Annotated in this window: 14 protein-coding genes; 10 read left to right on the forward strand and 4 right to left on the reverse strand. The window is 65.5% G+C overall.

Features of this window, described 5'->3' with window-relative positions; genetic code table 11:
- The first annotated feature begins 103 nt into the window (after positions 1-103).
- Together fabA and fabB are read left to right on the forward strand one after the other, a co-directional pair.
- Positions 104-619 (forward strand): 3-hydroxyacyl-[acyl-carrier-protein] dehydratase FabA, encoded by a 516-nt coding sequence (gene fabA, locus LL972_RS01190; protein WP_104649437.1) that lies wholly within the window; start codon positions 104-106, stop codon positions 617-619.
- Positions 619-1,827, forward strand: a complete 1,209-nt coding sequence (fabB, locus tag LL972_RS01195) for a beta-ketoacyl-ACP synthase I (RefSeq protein ID WP_228326067.1) — start codon at positions 619-621, stop codon at positions 1,825-1,827. The genes fabA and fabB overlap by 1 nt, the downstream gene beginning before the upstream one ends.
- A 97-nt stretch (positions 1,828-1,924) precedes the next feature.
- Here the strand turns inward: fabB and LL972_RS01200 are convergent, their stop codons facing one another.
- Positions 1,925-3,949: a M3 family metallopeptidase gene (locus LL972_RS01200; protein WP_228326068.1), complete on the reverse strand. Its 2,025-nt coding sequence runs from the start codon at positions 3,947-3,949 to the stop codon at positions 1,925-1,927.
- A 99-nt stretch (positions 3,950-4,048) separates the two neighbouring features.
- Positions 4,049-5,152, reverse strand: coding sequence for a PLP-dependent cysteine synthase family protein (locus tag LL972_RS01205; RefSeq protein ID WP_228326069.1), 1,104 nt, complete (start codon positions 5,150-5,152; stop codon positions 4,049-4,051).
- A 132-nt stretch (positions 5,153-5,284) separates the two neighbouring features.
- Between LL972_RS01205 and LL972_RS01210 the strand changes: the two genes are divergently transcribed.
- The 4 genes from LL972_RS01210 to gloA all read left to right on the forward strand — a co-directional run bounded on the left by LL972_RS01210 (position 5,285) and on the right by gloA (position 9,648).
- A complete protein-coding gene (locus tag LL972_RS01210) occupies positions 5,285-5,686 on the forward strand; it encodes a CopL family metal-binding regulatory protein (protein ID WP_228326070.1) in 402 nt (133 codons plus the stop codon).
- A gap of 80 nt (positions 5,687-5,766) precedes the next feature.
- Positions 5,767-7,578 carry a copper resistance system multicopper oxidase gene (locus LL972_RS01215; RefSeq protein WP_228326181.1) on the forward strand — a complete coding sequence of 604 codons (1,812 nt, stop codon included), beginning with the start codon at positions 5,767-5,769 and terminating at the stop codon, positions 7,576-7,578.
- The gene (locus tag LL972_RS01220; RefSeq protein ID WP_228326071.1) at positions 7,575-8,906 is read left to right on the forward strand and encodes a copper resistance protein B; all 1,332 of its coding nucleotides are present in this window, start codon (positions 7,575-7,577) and stop codon (positions 8,904-8,906) included. The genes LL972_RS01215 and LL972_RS01220 overlap by 4 nt, the downstream gene beginning before the upstream one ends.
- Before the next feature lie 217 nt (positions 8,907-9,123).
- A complete protein-coding gene (gloA, locus tag LL972_RS01225) occupies positions 9,124-9,648 on the forward strand; it encodes a lactoylglutathione lyase (RefSeq protein WP_104583264.1) in 525 nt (174 codons plus the stop codon).
- A gap of 477 nt (positions 9,649-10,125) precedes the next feature.
- Here the strand turns inward: gloA and LL972_RS01230 are convergent, their stop codons facing one another.
- Together LL972_RS01230 and glmS are read right to left on the reverse strand one after the other, a co-directional pair.
- On the reverse strand, positions 10,126-10,599 hold the full coding sequence (locus LL972_RS01230) for a hypothetical protein (RefSeq protein WP_228326072.1): 474 nt from the start codon (positions 10,597-10,599) through the stop codon (positions 10,126-10,128).
- A 346-nt stretch (positions 10,600-10,945) separates the two neighbouring features.
- Entirely contained in the window at positions 10,946-12,775 is a 1,830-nt protein-coding gene (gene glmS, locus LL972_RS01235; RefSeq protein ID WP_228326182.1) for a glutamine--fructose-6-phosphate transaminase (isomerizing), read from the reverse strand.
- Between the two features lie 204 nt (positions 12,776-12,979).
- Here glmS and LL972_RS01240 point away from each other — a divergent pair, with 204 nt between their 5' ends.
- The 4 genes from LL972_RS01240 (at position 12,980) to LL972_RS01255 (ending at position 17,648) form a co-directional block, all read left to right on the forward strand.
- On the forward strand, positions 12,980-14,251 hold the full coding sequence (locus LL972_RS01240; protein ID WP_228326073.1) for an efflux RND transporter periplasmic adaptor subunit: 1,272 nt from the start codon (positions 12,980-12,982) through the stop codon (positions 14,249-14,251).
- Positions 14,252-14,355: 104 nt separating this feature from the next.
- Positions 14,356-15,075, forward strand: a complete 720-nt coding sequence (locus LL972_RS01245) for an ABC transporter ATP-binding protein (RefSeq protein ID WP_104583259.1) — start codon at positions 14,356-14,358, stop codon at positions 15,073-15,075.
- A 12-nt stretch (positions 15,076-15,087) separates the two neighbouring features.
- Positions 15,088-16,380: an ABC transporter permease gene (locus LL972_RS01250; RefSeq protein ID WP_228326074.1), complete on the forward strand. Its 1,293-nt coding sequence runs from the start codon at positions 15,088-15,090 to the stop codon at positions 16,378-16,380.
- A 59-nt stretch (positions 16,381-16,439) separates the two neighbouring features.
- Positions 16,440-17,648 carry an ABC transporter permease gene (locus tag LL972_RS01255; RefSeq protein WP_228326183.1) on the forward strand — a complete coding sequence of 403 codons (1,209 nt, stop codon included), beginning with the start codon at positions 16,440-16,442 and terminating at the stop codon, positions 17,646-17,648.
- Positions 17,649-17,795 lie beyond the last annotated feature (147 nt).

A 17,795-nucleotide genomic window follows, 5' to 3' on the forward strand; every position in this document is an offset into this window, starting at 1 on the left:
TGAAAACAGCACGCATGCGTACGGATAAAACGTTTGATTGAACCGCGCGCCCTCATGCACCCTTGCCCGCCTCGCCTTTCGCTTCTTGCAGGAAACGTTCGTCATGACTCGTCAAAGTGCGTACTCGCGCGACCAGCTGCTGGCCAGCGCGCGCGGGGAATTGTTCGGGCCCGACAGTGCCCGCCTGCCCAACGATCCGATGCTGATGTTCGACCGCATCACCGAGATCAGCGACAGCGGCGGCGCGCATGGCAAGGGCGTGATCCGCGCAGAACTCGACGTGCGCCCGGACCTGTGGTTCTTCGGCTGCCATTTCATCGACGACCCGGTGATGCCCGGCTGCCTGGGCCTGGACGCGATGTGGCAGCTGACCGGCTTCTTCCTCACCTGGATCGGCGCCGCAGGCCGCGGCCGCGCGCTGGGCTGCGGCGAGGTCAAGTTCACCGGCCAGGTGTTGCCCAGCGCGAAATTGGTCAGTTACGAAATCGATGTCAGCCGCGTGATCAACCGCAAGCTGGTGATGGCGCAGAGCGATGCACGCATGTTGGTGGACGGGCGCGAAATCTACACGGCCAACGACCTGCGCGTGGGCATGTTCACCTCAACGGAGAATTTCTGATGCGTCGTGTCGTCGTCACCGGAATGGGCATCACGTCCTGTCTGGGCAATGATCTAGACACCGTCTCCAGCGCCTTGCGCGAGAGCCGCTCGGGCATCACCGCATTGCCCGATCATGCCGAGGCCGGCCTGCGCAGCCAGGTCGGCGGTGCGGTGGCGCTGGATCTGGACAGCCTGATCGACCGCAAGCTCAAACGCTACATGGGCGATGCCTCAGCTTACGCCTATCTGGCCATGCGCGATGCGATCGCCGATGCCGGACTGGATGCCGAGCAGGTCAGCGACCTGCGCACCGGCCTGATTGCCGGCTCCGGTGGCGGGTCCAGCCAGTGGCAGGTGGAAACCGCCGATCTGCTGCGTAACCGCGGCGTGCGCAAGGTCGGCCCGTACATGGTGCCGCGCACGATGTGCTCGTCGGTCTCCGCCTCGTTGGCAACCGCGTTCAAGATCCGCGGCCTGAGCTATTCGCTGTCGGCGGCCTGCGCGACCTCAGCGCATTGCATTGGTGCGGCCGCCGATCTGATCCGGCATGGCGCGCAGGATGTGATGTTCGCCGGCGGCGGCGAAGAACTGCACTGGACCATGAGCGTGATGTTCGATGCAATGGGCGCGTTGTCCACCGGCTTCAACGATCGCCCCGCGGTGGCATCACGGCCCTACGATGCGCAGCGCGATGGCTTTGTCATCGGCAGCGGCGGCGGCATGCTGGTGCTGGAGGACTACAACCACGCCATCGCACGCGGCGCACGCATCCATGCCGAACTGCTCGGCTACGGCGTGACCTCCGATGGCGCCGACATGGTGGCGCCCAGCGGCGAAGGCGCGGTGCGCTGCATGCACATGGCCATGCAGGGCCTGACGCAGCCGATCGACTACCTCAACACGCATGGCACCTCCACGCCGCTGGGCGATGTGACCGAGCTGGGCGCGGTCCGCGAGGTGTTCGGCGACAACGTCCCGCCGCTGTCCTCGACCAAGGCGCTGTCCGGCCATTCCTTGGGCGCGGCCAGCGTGCACGAGGCGATCTACAGCCTGCTGATGCTGCGCGACGGCTTCATGGCCGGCTCGGCGCATATCGACGAACTCGACCCGCGCGCCGAAGGCTTCCCGATCCTGCGGCAGACCCGGGACGCCACCTTGAATACAGTGATGTCCAACAGCTTCGGCTTCGGCGGCACCAACGCGGCGCTGGTGTTCGGCCGGGTGTGAGGCGCGGCGCAAGGCGCCGCGCGGAACCGGGAATTGGGGGTCGGTGTGCCGAGAGCGCGCTCTTGGCACTCCCCACTCCCGATCCCCCAATCCCGGCTCAGCCGGCCATGCCGTTGTGCCGCAACAGCGCATCGATGCTCGGCGCGCGCCCACGGAAGGCGCGGAAGTTGTCGGCCGCGCTGCGGCTGCCGCCACGCGACAACACTTCATGGCGAAAACGCGCCCCGGTGTCGGCCACCTGCTTGGGCGCTTCTTCGAAGGCGGCGTAGGCATCGGCGCTGAGCACTTCGGCCCACTTGTAGCTGTAGTAACCGGCTGCGTAACCGCCGGCGAAGATGTGGCTGAACTGGTGCGGGAAGCGATTCCATGCCGGCGGGCGGTTGACCGCCACCTCGTCGCGCACCCGTTCGATCAGTTGCAGCACGTTGTCCTGGGTCGGGTCGAAGCTGCTGTGCAGCTGCATGTCGAACAATGCGAATTCCAGCTGGCGCACGGTGAACATGCCGCTCTGGAAATTGCGTGCAGCCAGTAGCCGGTCGAACAGGTTGCGCGGCAGCGGCTCGCCGGTCTGCACGTGCGCGGTCATCGCCTGCACGCGCTCCCATTCCCAGCAGAAGTTCTCCATGAACTGGCTCGGCAGTTCCACCGCGTCCCATTCCACGCCATTGATGCCGGCCACGCCCAACTCGCCGATGCGCGTGAGCAACTGATGCAGGCCATGGCCCATTTCATGGAACAACGTGGTGACTTCGCCATGCCGGAACGTGGCCGGCGTATCGCCACTGCCGCGACCGAAGTTGCACACCAGATACACCAGCGGCGTCTGCACGCCGTTGGCGGTGTCGCGGCGGTTGCGGCAATCGTCCATCCACGCGCCGCCACGCTTGCCTTCGCGCGCGTACAGGTCCAGATAAAACTGGCCGACCAGCGCGCCCTGCGCATCTTCCAGGCGATAGAAGCGCACGTCCTCATGCCAGACCGGCGCACGATCGAGCTTGACGGTCAGGCCATACAGGCTGTGGATCACATCGAACAGGCCGGCCAACACCTTCGGCTCGGTGAAGTACTGCTTCACCTCCTGCTCGGAGAAGCTGTAGCGCGCCTGCTTGAGTTTTTCGCTGGCGTAGGCCAGATCCCAGGCCTGCAGTTCGTCCAGGCCCAGCGCATCGCGTGCAAAGGTTTCGAGTTCGGCGCGATCGCGTTGCGCATACGGCTTGGCGCGCGCCGCCAGATCGCGCAGGAAGCCCATCACTTCATCGGGGCTTTGCGCCATCTTGGTGGCGACTGAATACTCCGCGTAACTGGCAAACCCGAGCAGCTGCGCCAGCGCGGCGCGCAGGGCCAGGATACGATCGATAGTGGCGCTGTTGTCCAGCGCCGCATCGCCGAACTCGGAGGCGCGCTCGGCGTTGGCGCGATACAGCCGCGCGCGCAGTTCGCGATTGTCCGCATCGGTCTGCACCGGCAGGTAGCACGGCATCTGCAAGGTGAGCTTCCAGCCCGGCACGCCGTCCTTTTCGGCGGCGGCGCGTGCCGCGGCGACCACTTCGGCCGGCAGGCCGGACAGCTCGCTTTCGTCTTCGCTTACGTACGACCATGCATCGGTGGCATCGAGCACGTTCTGCGAAAACTTGGCGGCCAGCGCGGACAGTTCTTCCTGGACCTGCGCAAACCGGGCCTTGGACGCGTCATCCAGCTCGGCACCGCCGAGGCGGAAATCGCGCAGCGCGTTTTCCAGCACCTTGCGCCGCGCGGCGTCGTAATGCGCCGCTTCCGGCGCGTCGGCCAGCGCCTTGTACTGCGCATACAGCGCCAGGTTCTGCGCCAGCGCACTGCCGAAGCGGCTGAGCTTGGGCAGGTTGCTGTTGTAGGCCTCGCGCAGTTCCGGCGTATTGACCACCGCCTGCAGATGGCCGACCTGGCCCCAGGCACGCCATAGCCGCTCGGTGGCGTCGTCCAGCGGCACCACGAAGCTGTCCCAGCTGACCGGGCTGACCTGCTCGGCCGCTTTCACTGCGGCCTCGGCGTCGGCCAGCAGTTGATCGATCGCCGGGCCCACGTGCTCGGGGCGGATCGCATCGAAGGACGGCAGTCCGGACAGGTCGAGCAGCGGGTTGGTCATGGGGCGCTCCGGCAGTGGACTGGATCAGGAATCAGGATGAGGCGCTGGCAGAGGTTGCGATACGCAACGGCTTTGCCAGCGGCGTGCAGGATATGGCGGTCATTCCAGCGCCGCACAAGGCAGCGCCGGCAAGTCGCCGCCGTTGACAGCGACGGCAATGGCCGCATCGCTGTCGGTAACGTCGATGTCGCGCGCCGCGTACCAGGCCGGGTCGTAATAGCTGTGCGCGTAGCGCTCGCCGGCATCACACAGAATGGTGACGATGGAGCCGCTGCGGCCTGCCTGGCGCATGCGCTGGGCGGCCTGCAGCACGCCCACGAAATTGGTGCCGGTGGAACCCCCGACGCGGCGGCCGAGCGTGGCGCTGACATGGCGCATCGCCGCCAGGCTCAAGGCGTCGGGCACCTTGATCATCATGTCCACGCAGCTGGCGATGAAGCTGGACTCCACCCGCGGGCGGCCGATGCCTTCGATGCGCGAGCCGCCGGTGATGGCCAGCTCCTTGGGGCACTGCCCGTCCACCGCGCGGCAATAACCGTCGAAGAACACCGATACTTCCGGGTCGGCGCACAGGATGCGGGTGGCGTGGCGTCGATAGCGCACATAGCGGCCCAGCGTGGCGCTGGTGCCGCCGGTGCCGGGACTGCAGACGATCCACTCGGGAATCGGATGCGGCTCCTCGGCCAGCTGCTTGAAGATCGATTCGGCGATGTTGTTGTTGGCGCGCCAGTCGGTGGCGCGCTCGGCGTAGGTGAACTGGTCCATGAAATGGCCGCCGGTCTCGCGCGCGAGCTGGTGCGAGGCGCTGTCCAGATCGCAGGCACGTTCGACCAGGTGGCAGCGGCCGCCCTGGAACTGAATCGCGGCGATCTTTTCCGGCGAGGTCGACGCCGGCATCACCGCGATGAAGGGCACACCCAGCAGCCGCGCGAAATAGGCCTCGGAAATGGCAGTCGAGCCACTGGACGCCTCGATCACCGGCCGCCCCGCACGCAGCCAGCCGTTGGTCAGCGCATACAAAAACAGCGAGCGCGCCAGCCGGTGCTTGAGGCTGCCGGTCGGGTGGCTGGACTCGTCCTTGAAATACAGGTCGATGCCCGGAAAGCCCGGCAGGTCCATCGGAATCAGGTGAGTATCGGCCGAACGGTTGAAATCGGCCTCGATCTTCTGGATGGCGGCGGCCACCCACTGGCGCTGCGACATGGCAGGACTGTGCGGCGTAGGAAGCGTCAATTCTACCGCTGCCGGGCGCGCGGCCACGGCGGGCGGGTCATCGGGCGGACAGCTGGGCGCCGGTGCTATGCTGGCCGCACCTGTCCGCCGCCCTGACTGCCCGTGCTGCGTTGCCTGCTTCGCCTGCTGCTGTGCCTGTGCCTGATTGCCAATACGGCCACCGGCGCGTGGGCGTCGGTGGGCATGGCACTGCCGGCCATGGCGTCGGCCCAGGCGGCGTCGGCCGCAGCGATGGCGCATGCGGCGATGCCGGCGGCGCTGCCGTGCCATGAGGACATGCCGCCACCCGCTGCGGCGCATACCCCCGATAAAACCCAGCACGCGCACGCGGCCGACTGCTGCAAGCTGGGCAGCTGCGATTGCCTGCAGCACTGCAGCCTCGCCCTGCTGACCCTGCCTGCGGTGCCCGCCAGCCTGCCTGGCCGCCCCACGCTGCCTGCCACCCTGGCCGAGGGACGCAGCAGCCCGGTGCCCGAGCAACCGGTTCGACCTCCCATCGCCTGAGCGCTGACGGCCTTGGCCGTCATCGGTCCCGCGCGCGTGTTGCGTGGGCTTCCCAGCGATGCATGCGCCCGCCTTCAGTGGTGGGCCGCAGCGGAGATGTCATGTCTTTCGATCCAACTTCTTTCGATCCACCCTCCAATGGGGGCCTGAGCCGACGCCGCTTCGTGCAAGGCCTTGCCCTGGGCGGTGTTGCCGCCACCGGCGGCCTGTGGCGCAGCGATGCGCGTGCATCCAACCCGATGCGCACGCCGGTCCTGCGCGGCGGTAGCCAATCGCTGCAGATCGGCCGCATGCCGGTCAACCTCACCGGGCGCACGCGCAGCGCCATCACCGTCAACCAGAGCCTGCCGGCGCCCACGCTGCGCTGGCGCGAGGGCGACACGGTCAGCGTGCGCGTGCGCAACGCGCTGGCCGACCAACCCACCTCGGTGCATTGGCACGGCCTGTTGCTGCCGGCCAACATGGACGGCGTGCCGGGGATGAGTTTCGACGGCATCGCGCCGGGCCAGGAGTACCACTACCGCTTTGCGCTGCGCCAGTCCGGCACCTACTGGTATCACAGCCATTCGATGTTTCAGGAACAGGCCGGCCTCTACGGCGCGATCGTCATCGACCCGCTGGCGCCGCCGCCGTATCGGCACGATCGCGAGCATGTGGTGCTGCTCTCGGACTGGACCGACCTGGATCCGGCCGCGCTGTTCCGGCGGCTCAAGCAGATGCCCAGCCACGACAATTACGCACAGCGCACGGTGGGCGATTTCCTGCGCGATGCGCGCGACGGTGGCCTGCGCGCAACGCTGGCCGACCGCGGCATGTGGGGGCGCATGCGCATGACCCCCACCGACCTGTCCGACGTCAACGCCAACACCTATACCTACCTGCTCAATGGCGTCGCCCCGGCAGGCAACTGGACCGGACTGTTCACCCCCGGCGAGAAGGTACTGCTGCGTTTCATCAACGGCTCGTCGATGACCTACTTCGACATCCGCATCCCCGGCCTGCGCATGACCGTGGTGGCCGCCGACGGCCAGTACGTGCATCCGGTCAGCGTGGACGAGCTGCGCATCGCCGCCGCCGAAACCTTCGACGTGCTGGTCGAACCCATCGGCCAGGATGCGTTTACGTTGTTCGCGCAGGACATGGGCCGCACCGGTTTCGCCTGCGGCACGCTGGCGGTGCGGCAGGGGTTGCAGGCGCCGATTCCTGCGCTGGACCCGCGCGCGATCTTGACCATGCAGGACATGGGGCACGGCGATGGCATGCACCATGAGGTACCGCCGATGCACGGCGCCGCCGGGATGCAGGCCGCGCATGCGGGGCATTCCATGCACACGCATGACGCTGCCCCGGCGGAGGCGCACGACAGGACGCCACGCCACCCTGCCAGCGAAGATGGCAACCCCTTGATCGACATGCGCAGCGATGCCACCGCACCGCGCCTGGACGACCCCGGCGTTGGCCTGCGCGACAACGGCCGCCGGGTGCTGTGCTACGCCGACCTGCACAGCCTGTTCGAGGATCAGGACGGCCGTGAGCCAGGGCGCGAGATCGAACTGCATCTGACCGGGCATATGGAGAAATTCGCCTGGTCGTTCGATGGCATCGCCTTCGCGTCGGCAGAGCCCTTGCGGCTGCAGTACGGCGAGCGGCTGCGCATCGTGCTGGTCAACGACACCATGATGCAGCACCCCATCCATCTGCACGGCATGTGGAGCGATCTGGAAGACGCTGACGGCAACTTCCAGGTGCGCAAGCACACCATCGACATGCCGCCCGGCACGCGCCGCAGCTATCGCGTCCGCGCCGATGCGCTGGGCCGCTGGGCCTACCATTGCCATCTGCTGTACCACATGGAAGCGGGCATGATGCGCGAAGTGCGGGTGGAGGCATGAGCGCACTGCATACGCAACACGTGGCGCTGCTCGCACTACTGCTGAGCGCATCGGCTGCTGCACAGGAGCATGCGCATGCGGTGATGGCGTCATCCGCGCATGCCGATGACGCGCATGCAATGCAGATGGCTGAGCAGGCGACGGCTTCCCAGCCGCAGACGTCCATCGCGTCAGAGACATCGCCGTCATCCGCGCAGGTGAGCGCAGATGCAATGCAGATGGATCATGCGCATCTGCACCACGCGCAGCACTCCAGCACTACATCGGCATCGGCATCGACAAACGCTGCTGACAGCACGCCTGCGCAACGCGCGGTACACGCCGACGTTTCGGCAGTGCCGACATCGACGCACCACGCCGGCATGCAGCACGCCGATGTCCAGCACGCCGCACACCAGACCTCTGCCGATCCACGCCTGGACCACACCCTGCAATCACAGGTAGACAGCGCCCACGACGCGATGGAGCACGCGTCGATGGATCACGCTTCCATGGAGCATGTGTCAATGCAACATGGACAGGCGCAGCACGGGGCGATGGATCACAGCGCGATGGAACACGCGCCGCATCCCGAAGCAACGACGCAAACACCGGCATCACCCACCGCCAGCGCAGTGCCACGCACGCCGATCCCCGAGCCCACGGCCGAGGAAATCGCTGCGGCATTCGCACCCCTGCAGCACCATGCGATGCACGCGCCAGGCATCTATCACTACGTACTGCTCGATCGGCTGGAAGCCTTCGACACCACGCGTGGCAGTGGCCAGGACTGGGAAGCACGCGCCTGGATCGGTGGCGATATCGACCGGCTCTGGTTGCGCAGCGAAGGCGAGCGGCAGGACGGGCGCACGCAGGCCGCATCGGTGGAGGCGTTCTATGGCCACGCCATCTCGCCATGGTGGGATCTGCTGGTCGGTGCACGCCAGGACATCGGGGCGGGCGAGCATCGCAACTGGGCCGCCTTCGGCGTGCGGGGACTGGCACCCTACAAGTTCGAGACCGAAGCCACGCTCTACGTCGGCAGTGGCAGCCGCGCCGCCTTGCGGCTGGAGGGCGAGTACGAGGTGCTGCTCACCAACCGGCTGATCCTGCAACCGCGTGTGGAAGCCAGCATCGCCCTCACCGATGATGACCGGCGCGGCGTCGACAGCGGCCTGGAGCAGGTCGAGGTCGGCCTGCGGCTGCGCTACGAAATCACCCGCCGCTTCGCGCCCTATATCGGCTGGGTGCACAGCCGCAGCTTCGGCGACACCGCCCGCCGCGCCGCGAGCGACGAGGAACCGGCACGCGACAGCCGGTTCGTCGCCGGCGTGCGCCTCTGGTTCTGAGACAGCCGGTGTGCGCATGGGCCTGGCCATTGGGGTTCCAATGCAGGCCCATGCCACGCGCTTGACCAGCGCAAGTCGTGCTGTCGCGCGCGATCGATCAGAGCAAGATGCCAGATCACCGACGCGCCCCCTGCAGACATACCGACAACCCCTGCCCCGCTACCATCGGCGCCCAGCGCAGCCCGACCTGCCACCACATTCCACTGAGGAGACAACAATGCCCTTGACCGACCTGCAACACGTCCCCGGCGCCAGCGCCGCACCTGCCGACACCGCCGGCTTCGTGTTCAACCACACCATGCTGCGCATCAAGGATGCGCAACGCTCGCTGGACTTCTACACGCGCGTGCTGGGCTTCCGCCTGCTGGATGCGCGCCATTTTGCCGATGCACAGTTCAGCCTGTATTTCCTGGCCCTGCTGCCCGACGGCACCGCGATTCCCGACGACGATGCCGCGCGTCGGCTGTGGATGGCCGGCATCCCCGGCGTGCTCGAACTCACCCATAACCACGGCACCGAAACCCAGGACGGCCCGGTCTACCACGACGGCAACAGCGATCCGCGCGGCTTCGGCCACATCTGCATCTCCGTGCCCGACATCCACGCCGCCTGCGCGCGTTTCGACAGCCTCAACGTGCCGTACCAGAAACGCCTGGAAGACGGCCGCATGAAACACCTGGCCTTCATCAAGGACCCGGACGGCTACTGGGTGGAGATCATTTCCAATACGCCGCTGGCGTAACGCATAACACCGCAGGACGAAGTGCCCGGGGTTCCCGGGCACCGACTATTTCAAGCATTCCGCTACCGGCACTTGTCACCGAACGCCGCGTGCTAACAGGCTGCGCCAGCGGGGACCACCGCCCACGCATGTGCCCGCGCAATGCACCCAGATGCGGGTGCCATCGTGCGCCACGACGCCGGGCGGAACATCGCCAGCCAGTGCGACGCCACTCAGCGCCGAGATCGCCACTGCAATAAACGCTTTCATGGATTCCTTCCCCTGGAGAGCGTCGCATTGCGTGTCCCCCACGCAATGCGACATGGCACTGTCAGATCGCGCGGACAGCGATCAACGGCACAGTGCGTTGGTCCATCAGACAACGGCCCGCAGTCGGCTAGAACGCTCAGTTGCGGACTGAGTGTGCGCGCATCGTGCGCAATTGGCAGTCGGGGCGGTCCCCACATCTGTCGGGACCGCCCCGGAAGTGGCGATTATCTATGCATGCAGCAGTCCGCCGTGACTGCGCTGCCACTCGCGCGGCGGGCGCAGTGCAGCAAGCGTGTGGACCAGCTCGCGATAGGTGGCGGCCAACTGTGCGAACAGGCCTGCATCGCTGTAACGCGTGTCGGCCACTTCGAAATACGCGCCGCGGCCCAGCTCGATGAAGTAGTCGACGTTGAGCCGTCGGCGCTGCGCAATCCCGGGAAACAGGCCTGCAATCAGCAGGCATTGATCTCCGATGTCACGCAATGCATCCGCGCGCAGACTGCCGATCTGGTCCTGCGCATGCAGCCAGGCCAGCGCCTGCGTGCGCGAGAACAGCTGCGCATCGCGCTGCAGGCGCAGCAACACGAACACCAGATAGTGCTCGCGCGATTCGTCCAGCGGATGCGCGATCCGCTGCCCCGCCTCACGTACCAACGCCTGCCACAATTCCGCCGGCGCGCCCTGTTTGAAAGACTGGTGCATACGTCCTCCTGCGTGATGGGACCCTCGCAGGAAGCGTATGCATAACCTGGGCCATCGCGTTGGCAGCCGGGTCTGTCGTCTGCCAATCTTGTATCGCTGCGGCACCGATAGCGCCCTGCGCCCGGTGGCGCGACGCGGTGGCCCATCCACCTGTGGGAAATGGCGACGCAAGCCGGTGCATCCGTTACCCGATGCCAGGGCGTAACCAAGGGGAGTCTGGCCAGACCTGGCGGGCAGTCGTTGGCGGGTGCGGTGGATAACCGCCATGCACGTGGGTGGGTGCCGTAGCTGGCCGCGACTGCGCTCGCGTTGCACCGAGCGCAGCCCTTCGATCAGCTGCGCCTAGTTACTCCACCGTCACCGACTTGGCCAGGTTACGCGGCTTGTCCACATCGGTGCCGCGCGCCAATGCGGTGTGATACGCCAGCAGCTGCACCGGGATGGTGTGGATCACCGGCGACAGCACGCCGGCGTGGCGCGGGGTGCGGATTACATGCACGCCTTCGGACTCGCTGAAGTGGCTGTCCTGGTCGGCGAACACGAACAGCTCGCCGCCGCGTGCGCGTACCTCCTGCATGTTGGACTTGACCTTCTCCAGCAGGCGGTCATTGGGCGCGATCACCACCACCGGCATCGCCGCATCCACCAGCGCCAGCGGGCCGTGCTTCAACTCGCCGGCCGGATACGCTTCGGCGTGGATATAGGAAATTTCCTTGAGCTTGAGCGCGCCTTCCAGCGCGATCGGGTAATGCAGGCCGCGACCGAGAAACAATGCGTTTTCCTTGGCCGAAAAACGCTCGGCCCAGGCCATGATCTGCGGCTCCAGATTCAGCGCGTGCTGCACGCTGCCCGGCAGAAAGCGCAGCTGCTCCAGATACTCCGCTTCCTCGGCCTCGCTGATGCGCCCCTGCAACTTGCCCAGCACCATGGTCAGCTGGAACAACACCGCCAGCTGGGTGGTGAACGCCTTGGTCGAGGCCACGCCGATCTCTGCGCCGGCACGCGTGTAGCAGACCAGTTCGCTGGCGCGCGGGATCGCGCTTTCGGGCACGTTGCAGATCGACAGCGTGTGCAGATGCCCCAGCGATTTGGCGTATTTCAGCGCCTCCATCGTGTCCAACGTTTCGCCGGATTGGGAGATGGTGACGATCAGATGTTTCGGGTTGGCATAGGCGGCGCGATAGCGGTATTCGCTGGCGATCTCAACGCTGCACGGCAGCCCGGCGATCGCCTCGATCCAGTAGCGCGCGGTCATGCCGGCGTAGTAACTGGTGCCGCAGGCCAGGATCTGCACGCCTTCGATGTCGCGCAACACCGCTTCGGCAGTCGGGCCGAACAGGGACGCAGGGAAGCCCTTGGCATCGATCGCCGCTTCGATGGTATCGGCCAGCGCACGCGGTTGCTCGTGGATTTCCTTCTGCATGAAATGGCGGAACGGGCCCAGTTCCAGCGATGCCAGCGAGACGTCCGACAGATGCAGCGGGCGCTCGACCGGTGCGTCGTTGCCATCGAAGACGCGCACGCCATCGCGGCGCAATTCGGCGGTGTCGCCCTCTTCCAGGAAGATCACCTGGCGGGTGGCCTGCACGATGGCCGAGACATCGGAGGCGACGAAGTTCTCGCCCTCGCCCACCCCGATCAGCAGCGGGCAGCCCATGCGCGCGCAGACGAAGCGCTCCGGCTCGGCCTGGCTCATCACCGCCAGCGCATAGGCACCGGTGAGCTCCTTGACCGTGCGCTGCAGCGCTGTCAACAGGTCACCTGTGCTGACCAGATGGTGATGGATCAGGTGCGCGATGACTTCGGTATCGGTCTGCGACTCGAAGGTGTAGCCGAGCGCGCGCAGCTTCTCGCGCTGCTGCTCGTGGTTTTCGATGATGCCGTTGTGCACCAGTGCCACGCCCGCACTGATGTGCGGGTGCGCATTGGCCTCGGTCACGCCGCCATGGGTGGCCCAGCGAGTGTGGCCGATGCCCAGCGTCGCGCCGAACTGCTCGGCCTGCGCCGCCTGCGCCATCTCCGCCACGCGCCCGGTGCGGCGCACGCGGCGCACCTGGTCGCCATCGAGCACGGCGATGCCGGAGGAATCGTAGCCGCGGTACTCCAGACGCTTGAGTCCTTCGATCAGGACCGAAACCACATCGCGCCCGGCGATCGCTCCGACAATGCCGCACATAGGACAACCCTTGAGGACGAAGCCGCGCATTTTAGCGTGTCCGCTCTTGTCCGCTGCATGACCATGCCCGGACAACCTGTCCGCAGCGGTGTCCGCGGACACTGCGGACACCGCTCGCCAGCCCATAAAGATGATTGCTTTCAATCACTTGAAGATTGGCATACGTCCTGCTTTATCGCAGTGACGCCACCGAGCCAGCCGACCATGATTCGCGATACCTCCGCCCAGGACCAGGTTCTCCGTACACCCGCCCGGCACGCGCCCTGGCGCCGTTGGCTATGGCCCGGCGTCGCCGTGGTCGCGGTACTGGCCGGCATTGGCTGGGCGGTCACCGCGTGGAGCGCCGGCAGCCGTTCGTTCGATGCAAGCCGGGTGCGGATCGCCACCGTCAGCCAGGGTGACCTGGTGCGCGACATCGCCGCCGATGGCCGCGTCATCGCCGCCAACAGCCCCGTGCTGTACGCCATTTCTGCCGGCACGGTGACGCTGAGCGTGGTGGCCGGCGACGTGGTCAAGCAGGGCCAGGAGCTGGCGCGCATCGACAGCCCGGAACTGCGCAGCAAGCTGGCCCAGGAGCAGGCCACGCTGGCAGGCCTGGAAGCCGAATCCAGCCGCGCCGGGCTGGACGCCACGCTGGCCCGCGCCAACGCCAGCAAGCTCACCGACCAGGCCAAGATCGACAAGCAGGCTGCCGCGCGCGACCTGGAGCGCTACCAGCGCGGCTACGATGGCGGCGCGGTGCCGCAGGTGGAACTGGCCAAGGCGCAGGACACCTTGAAGAAGACCGACATCGACCTGCAGCACGCCGAGCGGGATGCGTCGCTGAAGAGCCAGGGGGCAGACCTGGATTCGCGCAACAAGCGCCTGCTCGCAGACCGCCAGCGCGCGGTGGTGGCCGAGGTGCAGCGCCAGGTCGATGCGCTCACGCTGCTGTCGCCGTTCGATGGCCAGGTTGGCCAGGTGCAGGCGGTGCAGCACACCCAGGTCGCGGCGAACGCGCCGATCCTGGGCGTGGTCGACCTGTCCAAGTTCGAAGTCGAGATCAAGGTGCCGGAAAGTTTTGCGCGCGACCTGGCCATCGGCATGCCGGCGCAGCTCACCAGCGGCAGCGGCGAACCGTTCCCCGGCGCCATCTCGGCGGTGTCGCCGGAAGTGGTCAACGGCGAAGTCACCGCACGCATCCGCTTTGCCGACAAGCAGCCGCCGGGCCTGCGCCAGAGCCAGCGCATGAGCGCACGGGTGGTGATGGACACGCGCCGCAACGTGCTCAAGGTCGAGCGCGGCCCGTTCGTCGAACAATCCGGCGGCAGCTACGCCTATGTGATGGATGGCAACACCGCGGTGCGCCGACCGGTGCGCATGGGTGTCAGCAGCCTGGGCGAGGTGCAGGTGCTGTCCGGGCTGCAGGCCGGCGACCGCGTGGTGGTCTCCGGTGCAGACAACTTTGGCGATGCGCCGCGCGTCACCGTCCACTAGAAAGCAGCCACTACGCAGCCTTACACACGCCTGACGACCGCGCGCCACGTTGCGATCACCACTCTAAAGCTCTTTCGCACATATCTCTTGCAAAGGAATCGGCAATGCTCAAGATGCAATCGGTCTCCAAGGTCTTCCGCACCGAACAGGTGGAAACGCACGCGCTACGTTCGCTGGACCTGCATGTGCGCGAAGGCGAATTCGTCGCGGTCACCGGCCCTTCGGGCTCGGGCAAGACCACCTTCCTCAACCTGGCCGGGCTGCTGGAGACCTTCACCAGCGGGCAGTACCTGCTCGACGGCGAGGACGTCAGCCATCTGTCCGACGATGCGCGTTCGCGCCTGCGCAACCGCAAGATCGGTTTCATCTTCCAGGGCTTCAATCTGATTCCCGACCTCAACCTGTTCGACAACGTCGATGTGCCGCTGCGTTATCGCGGCATGGCTGCGGCCGAGCGCAAGCAGCGCATTGAGGAAGCCTTGACCAAGGTCGGCCTGGGTTCGCGCCTGAAGCACTACCCCACCGAGCTGTCCGGCGGCCAGCAGCAACGTGCCGCCATCGCCCGCGCATTGGCCGGCAGCCCGCGCCTGCTGCTGGCCGATGAACCCACCGGCAACCTCGACTCGCAGATGGCACGTGGGGTGATGGAACTGCTGGAAGAGATCAACAGCCAGGGCACCACCATCGTGATGGTCACCCACGACCCGGAACTGGCCGCACGCGCGCAACGCAACGTGCACATCGTCGATGGCCAGGCCACCGATCTGGAACGCAACCCCGCCCTGATGCGCGCGCGCCACAGCGCACCCACCCTGGCCGAATAAGAGGCACATCCCATGCTCGGCTACTACTTCAATCTGGCGTTACGCAGCTTCCGCCGCAACAAGATACTGACCGCACTGATGGTGCTTGCGATCGCGCTGGGCATCGGCGCCAGCATGACCACCTTGACGGTGTTCTATGTGCTGTCGGGCGATCCGATTCCCGAAAAAAGCGGTGTACTGTTTCATCCACAGCTCGATGCACGTTCGTTGGGCTATCAGGACGACGATGCACTGGATCAATTGACCCGGTTCGATGCCGAGGCGCTGCTACGGGATAAGCGTGGAGATCGTCAGGTCATGATGACCGCGGGTACCGTCCCACTGGAGCCGGACAACACCTCATTGCGACCGATGATGCTGGACGCGCGTTACACGTCTGTCGATTTCTTTCCCATGTTCGATGTGCCGTTCCTCTATGGCGGCCCATGGACTGCCAATGACGATGAAAGCCGTGCACGGGTGGTGGTGATCTCCGAAGCACTCAATAAGAAGCTCTTCAATGGTGAAGACAGCGTCGGCCGCACGGTGAACTTCAATCGGAACATCATGCGGGTCGTTGGCGTGGTTCGCGAATGGCGTCTGACACCAACGTTCTACAACTTGGGTGGCGGGGCCTACGACAAGTCCGAGCAGGTCTTCCTGCCGTTCAGCACTGCAATCGAATTGAAACTCTCAAGCAGTGGACAACGTTCGTGCTGGGGCGAAAGCACTCCGCCGGAAGATCTCAATGCTGCCTGCTCCTGGGTCCAATACTGGGTGCAATTGGACACTCCGCAGAAGGTCAGCGCGTACCGCCAGTATCTGGAGAACTATTCGGACCAGCAGCGGCGCGCGGGACGCTTCGAGCAACCGGCAAATGTCCAGCTGCGTAGCATCATGGAATGGCTGGACTTTAAGAAGGTTGTTCCCAGCGATGTGCGCCTGCAGACCTGGCTGGCGTTCGTTTTCCTGCTGGTGTGTCTGGTCAATACCATCGGTCTGTTGTTGGCCAAGTTCATGCGCCGCAGTGGAGAAATCGGCGTGCGGCGAGCATTGGGGGCAACCAAGCGCAGCATCTTCGCGCAGTCCCTGGTTGAAGCAGGAACCATCGGTCTGGCCGGCGGCATCCTGGGACTGGCTCTTGCCACGCTGGGCCTGTGGGGAGTGCGTCAACAACCGGCTCAATATGCCGATCTGGCAAGGCTTGATCCGGCAATGTTGCTGGCCACTTTTGCTCTTGCACTGGCGGCCAGCATCGTGGCCGGGCTGCTCCCCGCATGGCGCGCGTGCACTGTGCCTCCAGCCATTCAACTCAAGGCCCAGTGAGCTGACCTCTGAACCGCGTGTGCTCTCGCACCGTTCGCCAGCCCCTCAAGGAATTGCCCATGGAAATCCGACCCATTCTGTCCACGCTACGGCGCCACAAGACGACTGCTGCCCTGATCGTGCTCGAGGTGGCACTCAGTTGCGCCATCATCTCCAACGCTTTGTTCCTGATCGGCGATCGCCTGGAACGCACACAACGCCCCAGCGGTCTGGCAGAAACTGAACTGGTGACGCTCACCATCAGCGGCATCGGCCGCGACGAAAACGCACGTGCACTCACCGATACGGACTTGGCTGCGCTGCGTCGTATTCCCGGCGTCAAATATGCCTCCAGCGTCAGCCAGATTCCTTATGGTGACAGCATGTGGGTCAGCGGCCTCAAACTGACGGCTGACCAGAAAAACTCAACGATCGACGTCAACGACTACACCGGCGACAGTCAGACCTTGGACACGATGGGCTTGACATTGATACAGGGGCGCCGTTTCACGGAAGGCGAATTCACCTGGTCGGATGACAAGACGGCCATCATCCCAAGCGCCATCCTGACCAAAAGCGCGGCCGACAAGCTGTTCCCAGGCCAATCCGCATTGGGGAAATCGATCTATCGCGACGCCACGCCCATCAAGGTCGTCGGCATCGTGGAGCATCTGGCGCGTGTCAACAACTATGGTGGCGCGGCCGTTTACGACGATTCGATGCTGACCCCGGTCAAGACGACCTACAAGGACGGCGGCCGCTACCTGCTACGCACCGATCCGGCGCGCCGTGACGAGGTCCTGCGTCAGGCAGTGGCAGCACTGGAGAAGAACAGTGCAAGTCGCATCATCGAGCAACCAAGAGTCTTCGAGCAGATGCGTCGAAATTTCTATCGACAGGATCGCTCGATGGCCTGGCTACTGGTCACCATGAGCATCGCACTGCTGATCGTCACCGCGCTGGGGATCGTTGGCCTGGCCAGCTTCTGGGTGCAGCAGCGCACCAAGCAGATCGGCATCCGTCGCGCACTGGGCGCTACACGCGGGCAGATCCTGCGCTACTTCCAGATCGAGAACTTCCTGCTGGCCTCGATCGGCATTGTGCTCGGCATGCTCATGGCTTACTCCATCAACGTGTGGCTGATGGCGCGCTACGAATTGCCACGCCTTCCATTGATCTATCTGCCGATCGGCGCGCTGTTGTTATGGGCACTCGGCCAGATCGCGGTGTTCTGGCCGGCCAGGCGCGCCGCGCTGGTGCCGCCGGCAGTGGCAACGCGTAGCGCATGAAGTGGGCGGTACAGCGCCGGGCAATGCAGCCGACGCTGTGCCGGATCTGCCGCTGGCGTTGGGCCAGATTGCGTGATGGGTCAATGCGATATGCGCGGCTGCAGGCTGTCCCGGCAGCACATATCAAGGTTGGTACTTAACCTGAGT

Source organism: Xanthomonas campestris pv. asclepiadis, assembly GCF_020784175.1.
Lineage (GTDB): Bacteria > Pseudomonadota > Gammaproteobacteria > Xanthomonadales > Xanthomonadaceae > Xanthomonas > Xanthomonas campestris_D.